This window comes from Pseudomonas azadiae, from assembly GCF_019145355.1.
Taxonomy (GTDB): domain Bacteria; phylum Pseudomonadota; class Gammaproteobacteria; order Pseudomonadales; family Pseudomonadaceae; genus Aquipseudomonas; species Aquipseudomonas azadiae.
In genome coordinates, this window is record NZ_JAHSTY010000002.1 from 1519261 (window position 1) to 1535600 (window position 16340).

The window sequence follows — 16340 nt, forward strand, 5'->3', positions numbered from 1 at the left end:
AAACGATCACTGCGCGATTATTTGCGGCAGGTCAAACCGATCTGCAGGCTGTTGCGCTCGAACAGTTGCCAGTACCCCGCACCCATGGTAGTACGGCTGTGTTCACTGATCAGCGGGGCGACCCAGGTGAGCTGGTTGAAACCGGCTACCCGTGCGGCTTCTTCGTACACGCCTTGCTCCCAGCGATAGTAGGTAAACGGTGCGGGGGGCGATGACATGAACTGCGCGTTGCAGCGAAACCCGCCGGCGACCGGGGTTTCATCGAACACCTCAATCCCATAGCGGGTGAAATTGCCTTTTTGCAGTTCGAACGACGGGTTGGCGGTGTAGGCCACCAATTGACCACCGGGCTTCAGGTTGTCGGCCGCCGACTGAAACATCTTGCTCAGTTCGTCGACACTGCTGGCATAGTTGAACAGCCAGGCCGCTGTCACCATATCGTAGGTGCCGATACGGCCCATCTTCGCCACGTCCCGCACTTCGTAGGCGATACCGTCGTTGGCTTGCCGTGCCTGGTAGATCATGTTTTCGGAAATATCCACGCCATGCACCTTTTCCGCCCCCCAGTCCTTCAACTGGCGACTGAAGAAACCATGCCCACAGGCCAGGTCCAGGATACGCAGGCCCTCGACATTGCCGACCATGCTACGGAAGGTGTCGACCTCGACTTTGCGTTGAGAGGCCCTGGTGGTGAAATCCTCGAACTGTTCACTGATGCGTTCGTACACTTCTTTGGATTCTTTCATCTGCATGCCACTCCTTCGAATATGCGGGCTGGGTGATGAGCAAGCCTTGACAGTTTTTACGCAAGGTAAGACTTGCGATATTAGGCGCAACCCCTCGCTTTAACAAACGGCTTAGTGGGCGGTACTGCTCGATTGGATCAGCCTGCTGATGGGAGAGTTGTTTTGGTGTTTGCGAAGATCAATGGAGGTGTTTTCGAGAGGGCACTGCTGAACGTGAGGCTGGGAGCATCCGTTTCAAGCCATCCCATGCATGCCCTCAACTATGCCCAGAAGGTAGCAATTCACTGGAAGTGGATGGACTTCCAGGGTCTACGAAAAAACAGAAGCGATCAGGATGAACAGGCTTCCTGACGACGCTCAAAGGCTCTGAGGGTCGCCGAAAAACATTTTGACAGGTCTCTAGAACGGTGGTTTCAGCCTGAAATAAACGAATTGTGCCCCCAGTTTTGCCCCCATCCACATCGGGTTGCGAGCGATTGCGAATGGTACGCGCGCCTGGTGATTTCCGCCTGAGGCGCATCATCCGCCGTCGTTTGTTCCTCCGATCAGCACTCCTTGCCAGAGCCGTTACAAGGCAAGACCTCATGAGCTCGCCATTCCTTGATAAGCTGGCGTCGGTTACGACTGTAGCGCTCGGCAAGCACTTCCAGTTTTGCGATGTCATCCATCGCTATCACGCGGAAACGGTTGTCCCCTTCACACCACGCCGACAGGAAGCGCTTTGCGTCTATGAAGCCCAGCATGATCGGCCAGATAATTTGTTTATCTGCAGGTGCGTGGGATATCGACAAGGTGATAAGCAGTTTGCGCTGATCACGCAATGCGAATCGGACTTCACTCAGGTCGATTGAAGTGGAAAGGTTGGAGTGGGCGCCCACGTAGAACGTTTCGTCGTCAAAGGTGTGACGCATATCCAGAGGCAACACGGCATTGATTTTGGCCAACGCATTCTTTACCGCGAGGGCAAATTTATCGTCTGTCTGACGACTGACCCACTGGGCACCGACTACAAGCGCCTGTATTTCTTCTTCTGTAAATGCAAGCGGGGGTAACAGAAAACCAGGTTTCAAAATATAACCTAAGCCAGGCTCGCCCTCGATGTCGGCGCCCATCCCCTGCAAGGTCACCACATCGCGACGTATGGTGCGTAATGAAACGCCCAACTCCCGCGCAAGTGTCTGGCCCGACACCGTTCTACGGTGTCGGCGCAGCACTTGCATTAGCTCAAACAAACGGTGACTCCTGGCCATGTCTACTCCATCGCGATGACACCTTTACCGCCGAGCTTACGGCCTTTCTCAAGCTCAGTGATAAGTCGAATCGCCTCGGCCATCGAAACGGTTTCCGCTACTCGGACGTTGTAGCGCTTATCACTGGCAGCCTTGGCAAGCTGATCCAATATATCGGCGCGCGGTGAGCCTATGATCATTTTGAGTCTGCGATCAAAAAAAGCGCGGACAAACTTGCCTGGGCCGGGGTTTAGATCCAGAAATACGCCGCCCGATTTTAGCGTCGCAACGCCTTCAGATATCGACAGCGTTGCCGCGGTGTCGTAAACCACGTCGAATCGAGTGGCAATACTTGATAGCTGCAGGTTCCGATAATCATAAACAGTGTGCATCCCCAACGACTTTGCTCGCTGCATGTCCCTGTCGCTGCAGCTGCCCGAGACGACGGCTCCCTGCATCAGCGCTATTTGTACAGCCGCTTCGCCTACGGCTCCGGCGCATCCATTGACGAAGACATGCTGGCCGGCTCGCAGCTTGGCCTTGTCTATAAGCCCGTTCCAGGCAGTTATACCTGGGGTGCCCAGGCAGGCGGCGTGCTCGAATGACACATCATCCGGCTTATGGGCTAAAAACGCCTCTTTTGTGATAAGGGCTTGGCCGAACGCTCCGCTTTCTTTAAAACGGGCAAGTCCAAACACCGAGTCCCCGACTTTGAATCGCGTGACGCCGGTACCGACCGATATAACCCTGCCAGAGAAATCCATTCCCATCGCGCGAGGGAATTTCCTACCGGTAACGATCTTCATTTGCCCAGTCCGCAGCTTCCAGTCAATGGGATTGATCGCTGAAAACTTGACGCTGACACCGACCTCACCTTCGCCTGGGGAAGGAAGCTCAAAGTCCTGGACCTGCATGACCTCTGGCCCGCCATATCTGCTGTACTGAATGCGTTTCATGATGCGTCTCCAAAATCCGGCATACGACTGGGGTAGTCACCGATTGGAATCTACAGAGCAAGGCGGTCAGTTTTTGTCACCATTCGATCAGTTTTCTTCCTGGTTCGCCTGTGCGGAACTATTGCCGATTTCGATGGCGTGCAATAGTTCGTTGAGGGGGTTGAAGCCGATGGTTTTGCAATGCCGGCAAACGACGTACTCGCACTTGGAGGCTAATTAAAAATCAGCAATAAACTGCACCCCCCCGACCACCGCGCCGGTGGTTTGCGTGAGCCCACCGGGGTATTTCACATATTGCAGGTTGGGACGCACCATCAGCCATTTGGTTGCTTGCACGCCGTAGTTGATCTCGTAGCTGTACTCGCGGCGTTGCTCGGGGACGTACAGCGGGTCGTCGATATCGGTAACGCCATTGGCCGCATTCAGCATTTGAGTGTTGCGGGTATAGCGGTCGCTGACCTGCAGTTTCGAGGCGCCGATGCCAAAGGTGTCGTCCGGGCGTGAGTCGAATGGGCCACGGTAGATCAGGCCGACCTGGATCAGGTTTTTGATCACGCTCTTGTCCGGGTCGTTCATGGTCAGGTTCGCAAACACATTGAGCCCGCGCTTGCTATTGCCGTCCACCGTGGTCAGTTGCTGCTGGCCCGACAGCCACCAGCCGTCGTTGCTGGAGTACAGCCGATAAGGTTTTTGCGAGCTGGCGGCATAGTTGCCATCGGCGTCCTTGAGCATGTCCTTGGTGTCGGCGTTGGCATAGTAGTAGCCGGCGTGATACTCGGAATTCAGCCCGGCGATCTGGCCTTTCCAGATGACCTCGATGGGGAAACTGGTGCCCTGGGAGCCGCTGATAAACGGCTTGAAGCCATTGCTGGCTTCAGCGTTGCCAGGGTTCTTGTCATAGGCACCGACCTGCACCGCGAACTCATCGGTGAACTGGTACTTGGCGCGCACCGCCCATTGGCTGATGGGGAAGCTGTTCCATACGCCGTTCCAGTTGCCCTCCTGGGAACCGCACAGGGTGACGTTCTGGAATTCGCAGGGGAATTGATCGAAGTCTTCACCGTGGCCGAAGCGTCCGAGCTTGAGGGCGAACTTGCGGTCGAAGAACTTTTGCTCGTACCACAACTGTGAGAGCCGCCAGGCGTTACCACCGCCGAACACTTCCATAGTGGAGGTCAGGCCAGTGGCGTTGGGCTGGTGCACGCGGTCGTTGGTGATGTCCTTGCCATGGCGCTCGCCGATGCCGATGCGCAAGGTCGCGTCCTGCCAGCCCAGCAGTTTTTGCAGGTCCATGTTCACACCGAGGATCAGTTGATCGCTCCAGCGTGCGGTGGTGTGTGAGTCGTAGCCACCGCCGAGATTGGAGCCGACTTCGCCGACATATTTGAGGGTGAAGTCATAGCCTTGTTCGGCCAATTGCGGGCGCATGCCGTTCCAATCGCCGAGCATGGCGGGGGAGTTGGGGGCGAGCAGGCCGGCGCTGAGGGCGCAGGTGGACATGGCGCTGCACAGCAGGGCCAGGGGGAGGGTGGGGCGCATGGAGGTGCTCCTGGATTGTTGTTTTTATTGGGGTGAAGCTCAAATTTCAGGCGTGCGCGATCCTTGTGGGAGCCGGGCAAGCCCGCTCCCACATTGGAAGTGTGATGTCTGGGAAGCGGTGGTTACTGCAGGTTTACGAACAACCCGCCATCCACCAGCAACGAAGCACCGGTCACATAACGCGCCATGTCCGAGGCGAGGAATACGATCGGCCCGGCCACATCATCCGGTTCACCCAGGCGACCCAGCGGCGTGCGTGAGGTCATGTAGGCGAGTTTTTCCTCGTCGGCCAGGTCGTCCTTGTTGATATCGGTGGCAATGGTCCCCGGCAGCACCGAGTTACAGCGAATGCCGTAGGACCCCAGGGCAATCGCGCAGGATTGCATCAACGAATGCAGTCCTGCCTTGGTCGGCGTGTAGTGGGTTTGCATGCCGCCGCCAACCAGGGCACTGATGGAGCTGACGGCGATGATCGCGCCACCACGGCCCTGGTTTTTCATCTGATTGGCCGCCGCCTGCACGGCGAAGTAGGCGCCGTTGAGGTTGGTGTTGATGGTTTTCAGGTAGACCTCGCGGGGCATGTCGAGGAACGAGTGGAACGGGCAGATGCCGGCGTTGTTGACGAACACATCGACGCTGCCGAAGGCCTGCACTGCGGCGGCCACCAGCTTGTCGCCGGTGTCCGGGTCTGCCGCGTCGCCCCCCACTTCAATGGCCTGGCCGCCAAAGGCCTTGATCTCTTCGATCAACGAATACGCCGCCTCGGTGCCTTGGCTACTACCGCTATGGCCGATAACCACGCGGGCACCCTGGCGCGCACATTCACGGGCGGCTGCCCGGCCGATACCACGGGAAGCGCCGGTGACGATCACGGTTTTGTCTGCAAGCAACATAAAAACACTCCTTCAAAAATAAGCGGCATCAGCCGAGATAATTGCCGTAGCCGACCATGGCGATTGCACCGAGGATCACCGCGATACCCGCTACCAAAACGCCCTTGTTGGCGGCGCTGGTGCCTTGCCATTCGCGGAAATACAGGCCCCAGCAATTGGACACGATGATGATGAAAGACATGTGCAGCACCCAGGAGCTGGCGTCGTTCTGCAGGCGGCTTTCGCCCATGCCGTAGAAGAAAAACTGCAGGAACCACAGGGTGCCGGCGATGGCCACCAACAGGTAGTTGCCGAGCAACGGTGTGCTGCGGTCGGTGTAGTTATGGAAGGTACGGTTGCGCCAGTTCAGCCACAGGCACCAGATACCATTGGTGGTGAGGCCGCCCCACATGATCACCATGAAGGTCACGTTGTTTTGGAACAGACTGTTGGCACCCTGTTCCACTGCTGCGGCGGCCAGTGGGCGACCGGCGGAAATGCCGTAGCTGAAGCACGCACTGAGCACGCCGGAAATCACCGCCACCAGCATGCCCTTACCCAGGGAGAACTCGCTGACACTGGCGAACTTCACCGCCTGGGACACTTCGCGTTCCTTGATCAGCCCGGCTTTGCCGCACACCGCGATACCGACCAGCGACACCGCCACGCCCCACAGCACCCAATGCCCGCCCTGGGAGGCCAGCATCGAGGTCAGCGTACCTTCGGTTTCAGCGGTGAACAGGTCGCGGTAAAGCGCCGGCATCAAGGCGCCGAGGGCCGAGGTGAGGCCCATGATCAGCGACATGCCCAGGGACAAGCCGAGGTAACGCATGGTCAGGCCGAACGTCAGCCCGCCAATACCCCATAACACGCCGAACATATAGGTCCAGAGCAAGGTGCTGGTGTCGGCGTTGCGCAGGATTTCCACCCAGCCTGGCACCGTCAGTTGGGCGGCGATCAGCGGCACGATCAGCCAGGACACCAGGCCGCCGGTGATCCAGTAGCTTTCCCAGGCCCAGCCGCGGACCTTCTTGTAAGGGATGTAGAAACTGCCGGAAGCGAAGCCGCCGATAAAGTGCAGAATCACACCAAGGAGAATGATTTCCACGTAGTTGAATCCTTTTTATTGTTGTTGTGGGTCGGTTGGATCAGGGGCGCGTCAGTTGGAACATGGGAAGCAGGTCGACACTTATTGGCGAAGCGTCTGCATGGCTGGGCATGATGTCCTGCATGTAGGTCCACCAGCGCTGCATCAAGTCGGTACCGGGCAGTTCATCCAGGCTATGCAAGTCCTCGTGGGTGAGCACGGCAAACAGCGCGTTGGCCGGCTCATCGAGGAAAATCCGGTAATCCACCACGCCCGCGTCCAGCAGGGCTTGGGCCAGTTCCGGCCAGATCTGGTCATGGCGTCGGCGATACTCGGCGGCCTGGCCGGGGTTGAGGTTCATGCGAAAGGCACGGGTCTGCATCACTGGTCTCCATGGGGCGGCGTCGGCGTGTAGATGCGCACCGCGTTGTGCAGGAAGAACTTCGCTTGCACCGCCTCGGGTTTGTCGGCCATGCACTGTTTGACGAGCCCCAGGGTGGTGGCGAAATTCGCCAGGTGATCGCTGTTGGGCCAGTCGCTGCCGAAGAAGCATCGCTCTTCGCCAAAGGCCTCCCACAGCACGGCCAGGCGGTCGTGGTAGAACGCCGTGTCGGTGATCAAGCCGTGCGGTCCGAGCTGGGGGATTTCCGCCAGTTTGGCGAACACATTCGGGCGCTCGCCGAGGCGCAGCAGGTCGGCGTGGTAGGCGGCTTCTTCACCCGCCGGCACTTGGGCGTTGGGCAGGTGATCAACGATGATGCGCAGTTGTGGCAAAGCATCGCTCAGGTGCAACAGCGCCTTGATCAAGCGCGGGTTCGGATTGGCGCTGTCCAGGCCACGGCCGCAGGCGGCCAATTGGCGCAGGCCGTCGATAAAGCCGGGGCGAGTCTGGTCTTGCAGCAGGTCGCGGTCCCACAGGTTGCCGTAGCGCAGGCCGAGGAACAGCGGTTCATCCGCCAACGCCTCGAGGTCGGCGGCGAAGTCGGGGTGCAGCGGGTCCAGGTTGCCGACAAAACCCAGCATGCGCGGCTCACTGCGCAGTGTGTCGAGCAGCCAGCGGTTATCGTCGCGCCACGGGCTGGCTTCCACGGCAATCGCGCCGATCACATTGTGTGGGCCGGCCAGGGCCCAGTAGTCCGCCGGCAGGTGCGCGGCGTACAACCGGTTGCCCGGCTCGGGCCAGGGGATGCCCTGGGGGCGGCGCGGATCAAACAGGTGCAAGTGGCTGTCGATGATCGGGCCGCTATAAAGCGTCAGGGGCATGGCGCAGTCCTTATCAAAAGCAAATTTTGAAGGGCCAGCACGCTAGCGTGCGTGGCCCGGTTTAAACAGCTCAGCCCTGCAGGTACACCACATGCGTGTGGGTGTATTCGTACAGGCCGTGCTTGCCGTCGGCACCGCCGATCCCGGATTTTCGTACGCCGGCATGAAAGCCTTGCATGGCCTCGAAGTTCTCGCGGTTGACGTAGGTTTCGCCAAAGTCGATCTCGCGCACCGCGTGCATGGCCTTGCCCAGGTCGCGGGTGTAGATCGACGAGGTCAGGCCGTAGTCGCAGTCATTGGCCAGGGCGATGGCTTCGTCGAGGTCGTCGACAATCTGGATCGGCAACACCGGGCCGAAGATCTCTTCGCGCATGATCTCCATATCGGCGCGGCAGCCGGCCAATACCGTGGGCTGGAAGTGGAAGCCCGCGCCCAGGTCGGCGATCTGCCCGCCGCTGATCAAGGTGGCTCCCTGGCTCAGTGCGGTGCGAACCTTGCGGTCGACGCTGTCGAGGCCCTGGCGGTTGATCAGCGGGCCCATTTCCACGTCGGCCTGGGCGATGGGGTCGCCGTAGCGCGTCGCGGCCATCGCCGCGCTGATGCGCTCGATAAACTGGTCAGCGACCTTGCGTTCCACATATACCCGTTCGGCGCAGTTGCACACTTGGCCGGTGTTGATGATGCGCGAATCGCGGATGGCTTTGACCGCCAGCTCCAGGTCGGCATCCGCGAGTACGATGGCCGGCGCCTTGCCGCCCAACTCCAGGTTGAGCTTGGTAATGTTCGGCGCGGCGGCGGCCATGATCCGCGTGCCGGTGGCGACGCTGCCGGTGAAACTGATCATGTCCACGCCCTTGTGGGCAGTCAGTGCACCACCGACCTGGCCATCGCCGCAGACTACGTTGAATACGCCGGCGGGCAGGTCGGTTTCGGCCACCAGTTTGGCGAATTCAAAGCAATTGTTCGGGGTTTCTTCGCTGGGCTTGATCACGATGGTGTTGCCAGTGAGCAGCGCCGGGGCCAGCTTGCGGGCGATCAGGAAGAACGGGAAGTTCCATGGCAGGATGCCGGCCACCACGCCCAACGGCTTGCGGAACAGGAAGATATTTTCATTGGGGCGGTCGCTGGTGATGATCTCGCCTTCGATGCGCCGCGCCCACTCGGCCATGTAGTCGAGGTAATCAGCGGTGAAATTCACCTCGACTTCGGCCAGGCCCGTGATCTTGCCTTGCTCCAGGGTAATGGTGCGGGCCAGATGGGCGACGTTTTCGCGCAGCTTGGCAGCAATGCGGCGCAGGTGCCCGGCGCGTTCGATCGCGGGTTTGCGTGCCCAGTTTTTTTGCGCACTGCGGGCAGCGGCGAGGGCCTGGTCGACGTCGGAGGTGCTGGAGGCCGGGACCTTGGACAGCAAGGCGCCGGTGGCCGGATTGAGCACATCGATATGCGCTTCGCTGGAGACAAAGCGGCCGTTGATGAAGTTCTGGTAAACGGGAACGGATGACATGGGCAGGTTCCTCAGTAAGTGCGCGAAGGCGCTTGGGTGTCGGCAGCCGGGCGATAGCGGGCGAGGGTGGCCAGGGCGCTCTGGCGTAGCAGGCTGATATCAATGGCCACCGCGATAAAGCGGCAACCCCAGGCCTGGTAGCGGCGGGCGTCTTCTTCATTGGGCGCCAGAATGCCGCTGACCTTGCCGGCGGCGAGGGTCGCATCCACTGCGTGCCTGATACGCTCCTGCACCTCGGGGTGGCTGGGGTTGCCGGCGTGGCCGAGGCCGATGGACAGGTCGGCGGGGCCGATAAACACCGCGTCCACGCCTTCCACGGCGGCAATCGCCGCGACGTTTTCCACGCCCAGGCGCGACTCCACCTGCACGATCAGGCACAACTCTTCATGGGCGGTATTGAGGTAGTCCGCCACGCCATCCCAACGTGTGGCACGGGTCAGTCCGCCGCCGACACCACGAATGCCGTGGGGTGGGTAACGCATGGCGCGTACCAGGGCCTGGGCCTGTTCGGCGGTTTCGACCATGGGGATCATCAGGGTCTGGGCGCCGACATCGAGCAGTTGCTTGATCAGGCTGGCATCACCGTTGACTGCGCGTACGACGGGCGCAGTGGTGTAGGGCGCTACGGTCTGCAACTGGTTGAGCACGCTCGGCACGGTGTTAGGTGCGTGTTCGCCGTCTATCAGCATCCAGTCGTAGCCGAGGCCGGCGACGATCTCGGCAGCGTAGCCGGTGGCGAAACCGGCCCAGATGCCATATTGGGTGGCGTTCCGAGCGAGGGCGGCTTTGAAGCCATTGCGGGGCATATTCATGGCGACGCTCCTTAGCGGTTGTACGGACGGTGCAGTTGGCAATCAGGGTTCAGGTCAACACCGAAGCCGGGCTTGTCCAGCGCCGACAAACGCATGCGGCCATTCACCGGCACCGGTTCACCGAGCAGTTGCGGGTGGAACATCGGCACCACTTCGTCCGCCTTGGGCGCCATCATCAGGAACTCGGCGAATGGACTGTTATGGCGGGTGGCAACAAAGTGGTAGCTGTAGACCGACGAGCCGTGGGGCACGACCATTGCGTTATGGGCATCGGCCAGGGCCGAGATTTTCACCAGCTCGGTGAGGCCGCCGCACCAACCGACATCGGGCTGGATAATGTCGCAGCAGCCCATTTCCAGGAGCATGCGGAAACCCCAGCGCGTGGCTTCATGCTCGCCAGTGGTCACCAGCATGCCTTTTGGCACGTTGTTGCGCAGGGCGGCGTAGCCCCAGTAATCGTCCGGAGACAGGGCCTCTTCGATCCACTTGAGCCCATGTTCGTGGGCGCCTATGGCCAGTTTGGTGGCGTAGTTCACATCCAGGCTCATCCAGCAATCGAGCATCAACCAGAAGTCCGGGCCGACCCGTTCACGCATGGTCGCCAGGGCTTCGAGGTTTTTGCGCAGGCCTTCTTCACCTTCGCTGGGGCCGTGGTGCAGGGGCATCTTGCCGCCGATAAAGCCCATTTTCTGGGCCAGATCGGGGCGCGCGCCGGTGGCGTAAAATTGCAATTCATCGCGCACCGCACCGCCGAGCAGATGGTGAACGGGCTCCTGGCGGATCTTACCGAGCAGGTCCCACAGGGCCAGGTCGACACCGGAAATGGTATTGATCACCAGACCCTTGCGGCCGTAGAAAAGGGTGGACTGGTACATTTGGTCCCAGATCTTTTCGATATCGGTGACGCGCGCACCTTCGATAAAGCGCGCCAGGTGTTTCTCTACGATATAAGCCGCGGGTTCACCGCCGGTGGTCACGGCGAAACCGACGGTGCCGTCGCTGGCTTCGATCTCCACCACCAGGGTGCCGAGCACGTTGATCCCGAAGCTACGACGGCTCTGGCGGTATTCCGGATATTTGCTCATGGGCGTGGAGATATGATCGTCGATCCAATGGCCGTCGGCTTGATCGTGATAATCGGCGCCGCCGCCTCGCAGTACAAAGGCGCGTACGTGTTTGATGGTGAGATGACCCATAGTGTGACTCCTGGCGTTAAACAGTGGCCGGCGTATTCGACGCGTTACGGCCGGGTGAATGGATGCCCAGCACCAGCAATGCGGCCAGTACCGTGGTAGCGGACAGCAGGTACAAACCGGCTGCCGGGGAATGGAAGGCACCTTCGGCCCAGTGCTTGATGACCGGGGCAATGAAGCCGCCGAGGGCACCGAAAGAGTTGATCAGGGCAATGCCGGCGGCAGCGGCGCTGCCGGCCAGATAGCTTGATGGAAAGGTCCAGAACACCGGTTGCACGGCGATGAAACCCGAGGCAGCGAAACACAGGGCGAGCATGCCCAGCAGCGGGTTGGCGAAGGTCACCGAGCAGGCGATGCCGGCGGCGGCCATCAGCAACGTCAGGCAGGCTGTTTGGCGACGTAAACCGGAGCGGTCGGAATAGGCCGGAATCCACCAGGCAGCGAATAGTGCGCAGACCCAGGGGATGGCCGAGACCAGTCCCACCATCAAGCCCACCTTGGAGCCGAGCAGATCGCCCACTTGCGTCGGCAGGTAAAACACCACGCCATATACGCTGGCCTGGATCAGCAGGTACACCAGGCACAAGTACAGCACCGAGGGTTGGCACAACACGGTCAGCAGGCTGCGGCCATGGGAGGTTTTGTGTTGGTCTTCCAATTCGAGCAAGCGCTGGATTTGCTGGCGCTCCTCGATGCTCAGCCACTTGGCGTCGGCGGGGCGATTGTCCAGATACCAGTAGGCCCAGATGCCGACGGCGGTGGCCATCAAGCCTTCGACGGCGAACAACCATTGCCAGCCGTGAATCCCACCGAAACCGTCCATCTCCAACAGCAAACCGGACAACGGGCTGCCGAAGATGAATGCCAGGGGGGCACCGAAGTAAAAGAAGCCCATGGCCTTGCCACGCACTGCTTGGGGAAACCAATAGGTGAGATAGAGGATCACGCCGGGAAAGAAGCCGGCTTCGGCCACGCCTAGCAGGAAGCGCAACACATAGAAGCTGGTTTCGTTATGGGCGAACACCATCGCCGCCGAGATCAGGCCCCAACTGACCATGATGCGGCACATCCACAGGCGGGCGCCGACGCGGTGCAGGATCAGGTTGCTCGGCACTTCCAGCAGGGCGTAGCCGACGAAGAACACACCGGCGCCAAAGGCGAAGGCGGCATCGCTCAACCCGGTATCAGCCTGGAAGGCTTGTTTGGCAAACCCGACGTTGGCGCGGTCGAGAAACGCCATGATGTACATCAGCAGCAGAAAGGGCAGCAGCCGCCAGGACATCTTGGCGAGCAGGGGCGCAGGCAGGGTCTTCATAAGGGAGTCCGTCGTTTTGTTCTTATGGACCGGACTGTACGGCGGCCGAGCAATGCGCTACAAATCGAATCTCGCTTAAAGGCGATAACCTAAGGGTATCGATTAAAAGGAAAAAATGCGTAGTCCTGCGATCTCTCCCAGCCTGTTCAACCGCCTGCGCTACAAGCATTTGCATATGCTGGTGGCGCTGAGCTCCAGCCAAAACCTGCACCGCGCGTCACAGGCCCTGAACATGTCGCAGCCTGCCGCCACGCGTATGCTGCACGAGATCGAGGACATGTTCGGCTGCGATCTGTTCGAACGTTTGCCTCGGGGGATGCGCCCTACGGCACTCGGCCAGCAACTGATCAACTTCGCCGAGTCGGCGCTGAGTGGCCTGGACCGCTGTGCCGAAGATTTAACGGCGCGTAAGCAGGGCGGTTATGGCTACCTGTCCATCGGTACCATCATGGGCGCCGCGCCGGACCTGGTGATGGACAGCATTGCGCAGATCAAGTCGCTCAACCCGCAACTGCGTATCCGCATCATGGGCGACACCAGCGACCAAGTGATCCAACTGCTTGAACAGGGCCGTATCGATCTGGCGATCTCACGCCGCAACGCGGCCACCGACAACGAGCACTACAGCTTCGAACCCTTGGGCAATGAGCGCCTGATGGTAGTGGTACACGCCGGTCACCCGTTGGCCCAACGCGATCAGCTATCGCTGGCGGAATTGGTACGTGACTGGCCGTGGATTCTGCAACCGCAAACCAGCCCGGCGCGTATCAGCTTTGACTTGGCGTTGCAGGACCTGGCACTGCCCAGCCCGGCCGATATCATCGAATGCAGCTCGGTGTATTCGATGCAGCAACTGATCCAACTGACCGATGCGGTGATGGTGTTATCGGAAAGCGCCCTGCGTGACTACCTGAAGATGGGCTTGGTGGTGGCACTGCCGGTTGCGTTGGACGTGCGGCTGGCACCGTTTGGCTTGCTGATGCGCAAGGGCGAGCCGGTGAGTCGGGAATTGGGGTTGTTTATCGACTTGTTGCGGCAGAAAGCAGCCACTCTGGACGCTGCCCCTGCGTAGGCTCGGGCTTGATCGCGAAGGTCGTTGACGCGAACTGTCTGAATACGCGCGTTGTTCTCGGTTTCTCAGAAAAACCATTCAGCTTCATTGGTCATGCTCCTTCGCAAGATTGAAGGGACCTTGGCCGTCAGTCAGGCTGTAGCGCTTTGGCGCTGAGTTGGACGGGCTGTGTTTCAATCAGCTTGCGCGACACGATCATGGGCTGTGTGATCGCTACATATTTCTTGAAGTGCGGGGATTCGATGTGTGCTCGATAGGCTTCCTCGCTAGCGTAAATCTCAAAAAAACGAAGACTGTTGGGCTTTCCCTTTTCCGCGACTGAATAGATGGCGAGCACGCCAGGTTCAACGCGGATGGATTCTGCCATTTCTTCCCTGACGGCCACCTTGTAGGCTTCAAGCTGTGCCGGATCGATCACCAATTCGGCAATGCGTACAACGGTCGTAGGCGCCTCTTGTGCCTGCACCTTACCTGCTCCGAGGCTATATGCCATACCAGCGCAAAATACCGTCGGCAGGAGTCGGTTTCTGTTTTTCGTCATGTGATATCTCCTTGGGTCAATGGGGTCTGATGCAGCGGCAAATGACCTACCTTTCAAAGACCAGGTCATTGGCGAGGTAGCCAGCGTCGGGGGCGATGATCGTCTGCGCGTTCGACCCATCGGGATCGACGGCGCGAATGGAACCCTGTCGCATATCGCCCACCGATGCGATGAAGATGCGTCCATCTTTGTGAATGGCCTGCCGCGCCGAGGTTGTTTTCGGGCACGACGACCGAAAGCTGGCGATCAGTTGCGTCGTTTTTCGAAAACGCCCTTGGCGACGGGCAGGGCCGACATGGCGTTCGGCCAGCCAGCGTAGAAAGCCAGGTGGGTGATGACCTCCGAAGCCTGTTCTTCGGTCAGGCCGCTGTCCATCGCGCGGTTGAGATGGTAGGTGATTTGCTCGACCTGGCCGACGGAGATCAGCGCGGCGACAGTGACGAGGCTGCGGTCGCGGGGCTTGAGGTCGGGACGAAGCCAGAGATCGCGGAAGAGGTAATCGGTGGTGTACTGGACAAGGCCCGGCGCCACGGTGTTGAACTGCTCACCGACCCGTGCTGCACGCTGGGCTTCGGCTTTTTCATCGAGGGGCAAAGGGTCCGGGCGAATGGCCGGCAGTTGATCTGCCTCGATACCGCGCTTGGCGAATACCTCGCCTACAGGTCCGACCGCGGCCATGGCCTTGCCCCATCCCGAGTAATAGGCGAGGTGGGTGATGACTTCTGATATCTCTGCCGGTGTTACGCCGGATTCGATTGCCAAATCGGCATACTGGGTCAGCTCCGGCGCTTCGCCGCGCGCGATCAACGCCGCGAGGGTAACCAGGCTGCGGTCGCGACTGCTCAGGCCGGGGCGGTTCCAGACATCGCTGTAAAGGCGGTCCTGCGTGTACTGTTCGAGGGCGGGGGCGACCGACCGGACCTGCTCAGGCGAAAAGCGGCGGCCCTCGTTGGTTGGTTGCCGGGCTTCGGTGCTCGTGGTTGTCATGATGATGGCTCCTGCGATGATTGGGGCGAGGCGCTTCATATCTGTATCTCCTCGGCATGAACTGAAAGGTTGGAGCGAAGGCGGCACTCGCCGCTTAGCTGCGATCGAACTGGCTTTCGGTGAAGGGGTCGGCCCGGCCGCCGCGTAGGGTGATTTTGGCCAGGCCCGCATCGATCTCGCGCAGCTCGTTGGCGGTCAGTTGGACGTTTACCGCCCCGATGTTTTCGATCAGATGGGGATACTGCGTCGTGCCAGGGATCGGAACGATCCACGGGCGCTGGGCGATGACCCAGGCGAGGGCGAACTGGACAGCCGTCGTGTTCTTGCGTCTTGCCCAATCGCGGGCGAACTCCAGCAGCGCCATGTTGATGCGCAGTGCATCTGGCTGGAAGCGGGGCAGGTTATGCCGGCGGTCCGTCTGGTCGAAGCGATGGCTCGGATTGACTGCCCCTGCCAGGAAACTACGCGCCGTCGGGCAGTAAGGGACGAAGCCGATGCCAAGCTCCTCGAGGGTCGGAAAAATCCGTGTCTCGGGCTCACGCCACCACATTGCGTATTCGCTCTGGACTGCGGCAACGGGATGCACGGCATGGGCACGTCGGATCGTAGTGGCGCTTGCTTCCGACAGGCCCCAGTGTTTGACTTTGCCTGCCTGGATCAGATCCTTGATTGCCCCTGCAACGTCCTCGATCGGCACTTTAGGATCGGGGCGATGTTGGTAGAGGAGATCGATGTGGTCGGTCTTAAGGCGCTTGAGCGAGCCTTCAACGGCCCGACGGATATGGTCGGGATGGCTGTTGAGCGCGGTTGGCTGGCCTTCCTCGACGCCAAAGCCGAATTTGGAGGCGATCACGACCTGGTCGCGAACGGGGGCCAGCGCTTCGCCGACGAACGCCTCGCTGAGATGAGGTCCGTAGACCTCTGCGGTATCGAAGAAGGTGACCCCTTGCTCGAAGGCGGTACGGATAAGCGAAACCATCGCTTTACGGTCGCGTGGCCCGCCGCCGTAGTAACCCACCATCGGCAGGCATCCGAGCCCCATGCCGGAAACCTCCAGCGAGCCGAGTTTTCGAATGTTCATGGACTGCTCTTTGACGGGAGTCGCAGTGGATGGGCTGCTGCTTGCTGCGGTGTTGGTCGATTGCGCCAACGCCTGTCCGGCCTTCCCAAGTGACGTTGCTGCCAGCAGGACACCGCTCCCGGCGATGAGAAAGTTGCGACGAT

The 16340-nt window shown here is 60.1% G+C and carries 16 protein-coding genes; 1 reads left to right on the top strand and 15 read right to left on the bottom strand.

Going from position 1 to position 16340, the window contains the following annotated elements:
• Positions 1 to 17: 17 nt before the first annotated feature.
• From KVG91_RS23295 to KVG91_RS23350, 12 genes are all read right to left on the bottom strand, one after another.
• A complete protein-coding gene (locus KVG91_RS23295) occupies positions 18 to 746 on the bottom strand; it encodes a class I SAM-dependent DNA methyltransferase (RefSeq protein WP_169378868.1) in 729 nt (242 codons plus the stop codon).
• Positions 747 to 1291: 545 nt separating this feature from the next.
• On the bottom strand, positions 1292 to 1996 hold the full coding sequence (locus tag KVG91_RS23300; protein ID WP_169378867.1) for a helix-turn-helix transcriptional regulator: 705 nt from the start codon (positions 1994 to 1996) through the stop codon (positions 1292 to 1294).
• Positions 1997 to 1998: 2 nt separating this feature from the next.
• Positions 1999 to 2931 (bottom strand): NAD(P)-dependent alcohol dehydrogenase, encoded by a 933-nt coding sequence (locus tag KVG91_RS23305; protein WP_169378866.1) that lies wholly within the window; start codon positions 2929 to 2931, stop codon positions 1999 to 2001.
• A gap of 216 nt (positions 2932 to 3147) precedes the next feature.
• Positions 3148 to 4470: a carbohydrate porin gene (locus KVG91_RS23310; RefSeq protein WP_169378865.1), complete on the bottom strand. Its 1323-nt coding sequence runs from the start codon at positions 4468 to 4470 to the stop codon at positions 3148 to 3150.
• A gap of 122 nt (positions 4471 to 4592) precedes the next feature.
• The gene (locus KVG91_RS23315) at positions 4593 to 5363 is read right to left on the bottom strand and encodes an SDR family NAD(P)-dependent oxidoreductase (RefSeq protein ID WP_169378864.1); all 771 of its coding nucleotides are present in this window, start codon (positions 5361 to 5363) and stop codon (positions 4593 to 4595) included.
• Between the two features lie 28 nt (positions 5364 to 5391).
• Complete coding sequence (rhaT, locus tag KVG91_RS23320; RefSeq protein ID WP_169378863.1) at positions 5392 to 6450, bottom strand: L-rhamnose/proton symporter RhaT; 1059 nt, start codon at positions 6448 to 6450, stop codon at positions 5392 to 5394.
• A 40-nt stretch (positions 6451 to 6490) separates the two neighbouring features.
• Positions 6491 to 6811: an L-rhamnose mutarotase gene (gene rhaM / locus KVG91_RS23325; protein WP_178115329.1), complete on the bottom strand. Its 321-nt coding sequence runs from the start codon at positions 6809 to 6811 to the stop codon at positions 6491 to 6493.
• Positions 6811 to 7692, bottom strand: coding sequence for an amidohydrolase family protein (locus tag KVG91_RS23330; RefSeq protein ID WP_169378862.1), 882 nt, complete (start codon positions 7690 to 7692; stop codon positions 6811 to 6813). The genes rhaM and KVG91_RS23330 overlap by 1 nt, the downstream gene beginning before the upstream one ends.
• A gap of 70 nt (positions 7693 to 7762) precedes the next feature.
• On the bottom strand, positions 7763 to 9196 hold the full coding sequence (aldA, locus tag KVG91_RS23335; RefSeq protein WP_169378861.1) for an aldehyde dehydrogenase: 1434 nt from the start codon (positions 9194 to 9196) through the stop codon (positions 7763 to 7765).
• Positions 9197 to 9207: 11 nt separating this feature from the next.
• Positions 9208 to 10008 (bottom strand): aldolase/citrate lyase family protein, encoded by an 801-nt coding sequence (locus tag KVG91_RS23340; RefSeq protein ID WP_169378860.1) that lies wholly within the window; start codon positions 10006 to 10008, stop codon positions 9208 to 9210.
• A gap of 11 nt (positions 10009 to 10019) precedes the next feature.
• The gene (gene rhmD, locus KVG91_RS23345; RefSeq protein ID WP_169378859.1) at positions 10020 to 11204 is read right to left on the bottom strand and encodes an L-rhamnonate dehydratase; all 1185 of its coding nucleotides are present in this window, start codon (positions 11202 to 11204) and stop codon (positions 10020 to 10022) included.
• A gap of 16 nt (positions 11205 to 11220) precedes the next feature.
• Positions 11221 to 12516, bottom strand: a complete 1296-nt coding sequence (locus KVG91_RS23350; RefSeq protein ID WP_169378858.1) for an MFS transporter — start codon at positions 12514 to 12516, stop codon at positions 11221 to 11223.
• Between the two features lie 115 nt (positions 12517 to 12631).
• On the opposite strand from KVG91_RS23350, the gene KVG91_RS23355 reads away from it, so the two are divergent.
• Positions 12632 to 13588 (top strand): LysR family transcriptional regulator, encoded by a 957-nt coding sequence (locus KVG91_RS23355; protein WP_169378857.1) that lies wholly within the window; start codon positions 12632 to 12634, stop codon positions 13586 to 13588.
• A gap of 127 nt (positions 13589 to 13715) precedes the next feature.
• Here the strand turns inward: KVG91_RS23355 and KVG91_RS23360 are convergent, their stop codons facing one another.
• The 3 genes from KVG91_RS23360 to KVG91_RS23370 all read right to left on the bottom strand — a co-directional run bounded on the left by KVG91_RS23360 (position 13716) and on the right by KVG91_RS23370 (position 16197).
• Positions 13716 to 14129 (bottom strand): putative quinol monooxygenase, encoded by a 414-nt coding sequence (locus tag KVG91_RS23360; protein ID WP_225927046.1) that lies wholly within the window; start codon positions 14127 to 14129, stop codon positions 13716 to 13718.
• A gap of 246 nt (positions 14130 to 14375) precedes the next feature.
• Complete coding sequence (locus KVG91_RS23365; protein WP_169378856.1) at positions 14376 to 15155, bottom strand: carboxymuconolactone decarboxylase family protein; 780 nt, start codon at positions 15153 to 15155, stop codon at positions 14376 to 14378.
• Between the two features lie 55 nt (positions 15156 to 15210).
• The gene (locus tag KVG91_RS23370; RefSeq protein ID WP_217894968.1) at positions 15211 to 16197 is read right to left on the bottom strand and encodes an aldo/keto reductase; all 987 of its coding nucleotides are present in this window, start codon (positions 16195 to 16197) and stop codon (positions 15211 to 15213) included.
• Between the last annotated feature and the right edge of the window lie 143 nt (positions 16198 to 16340).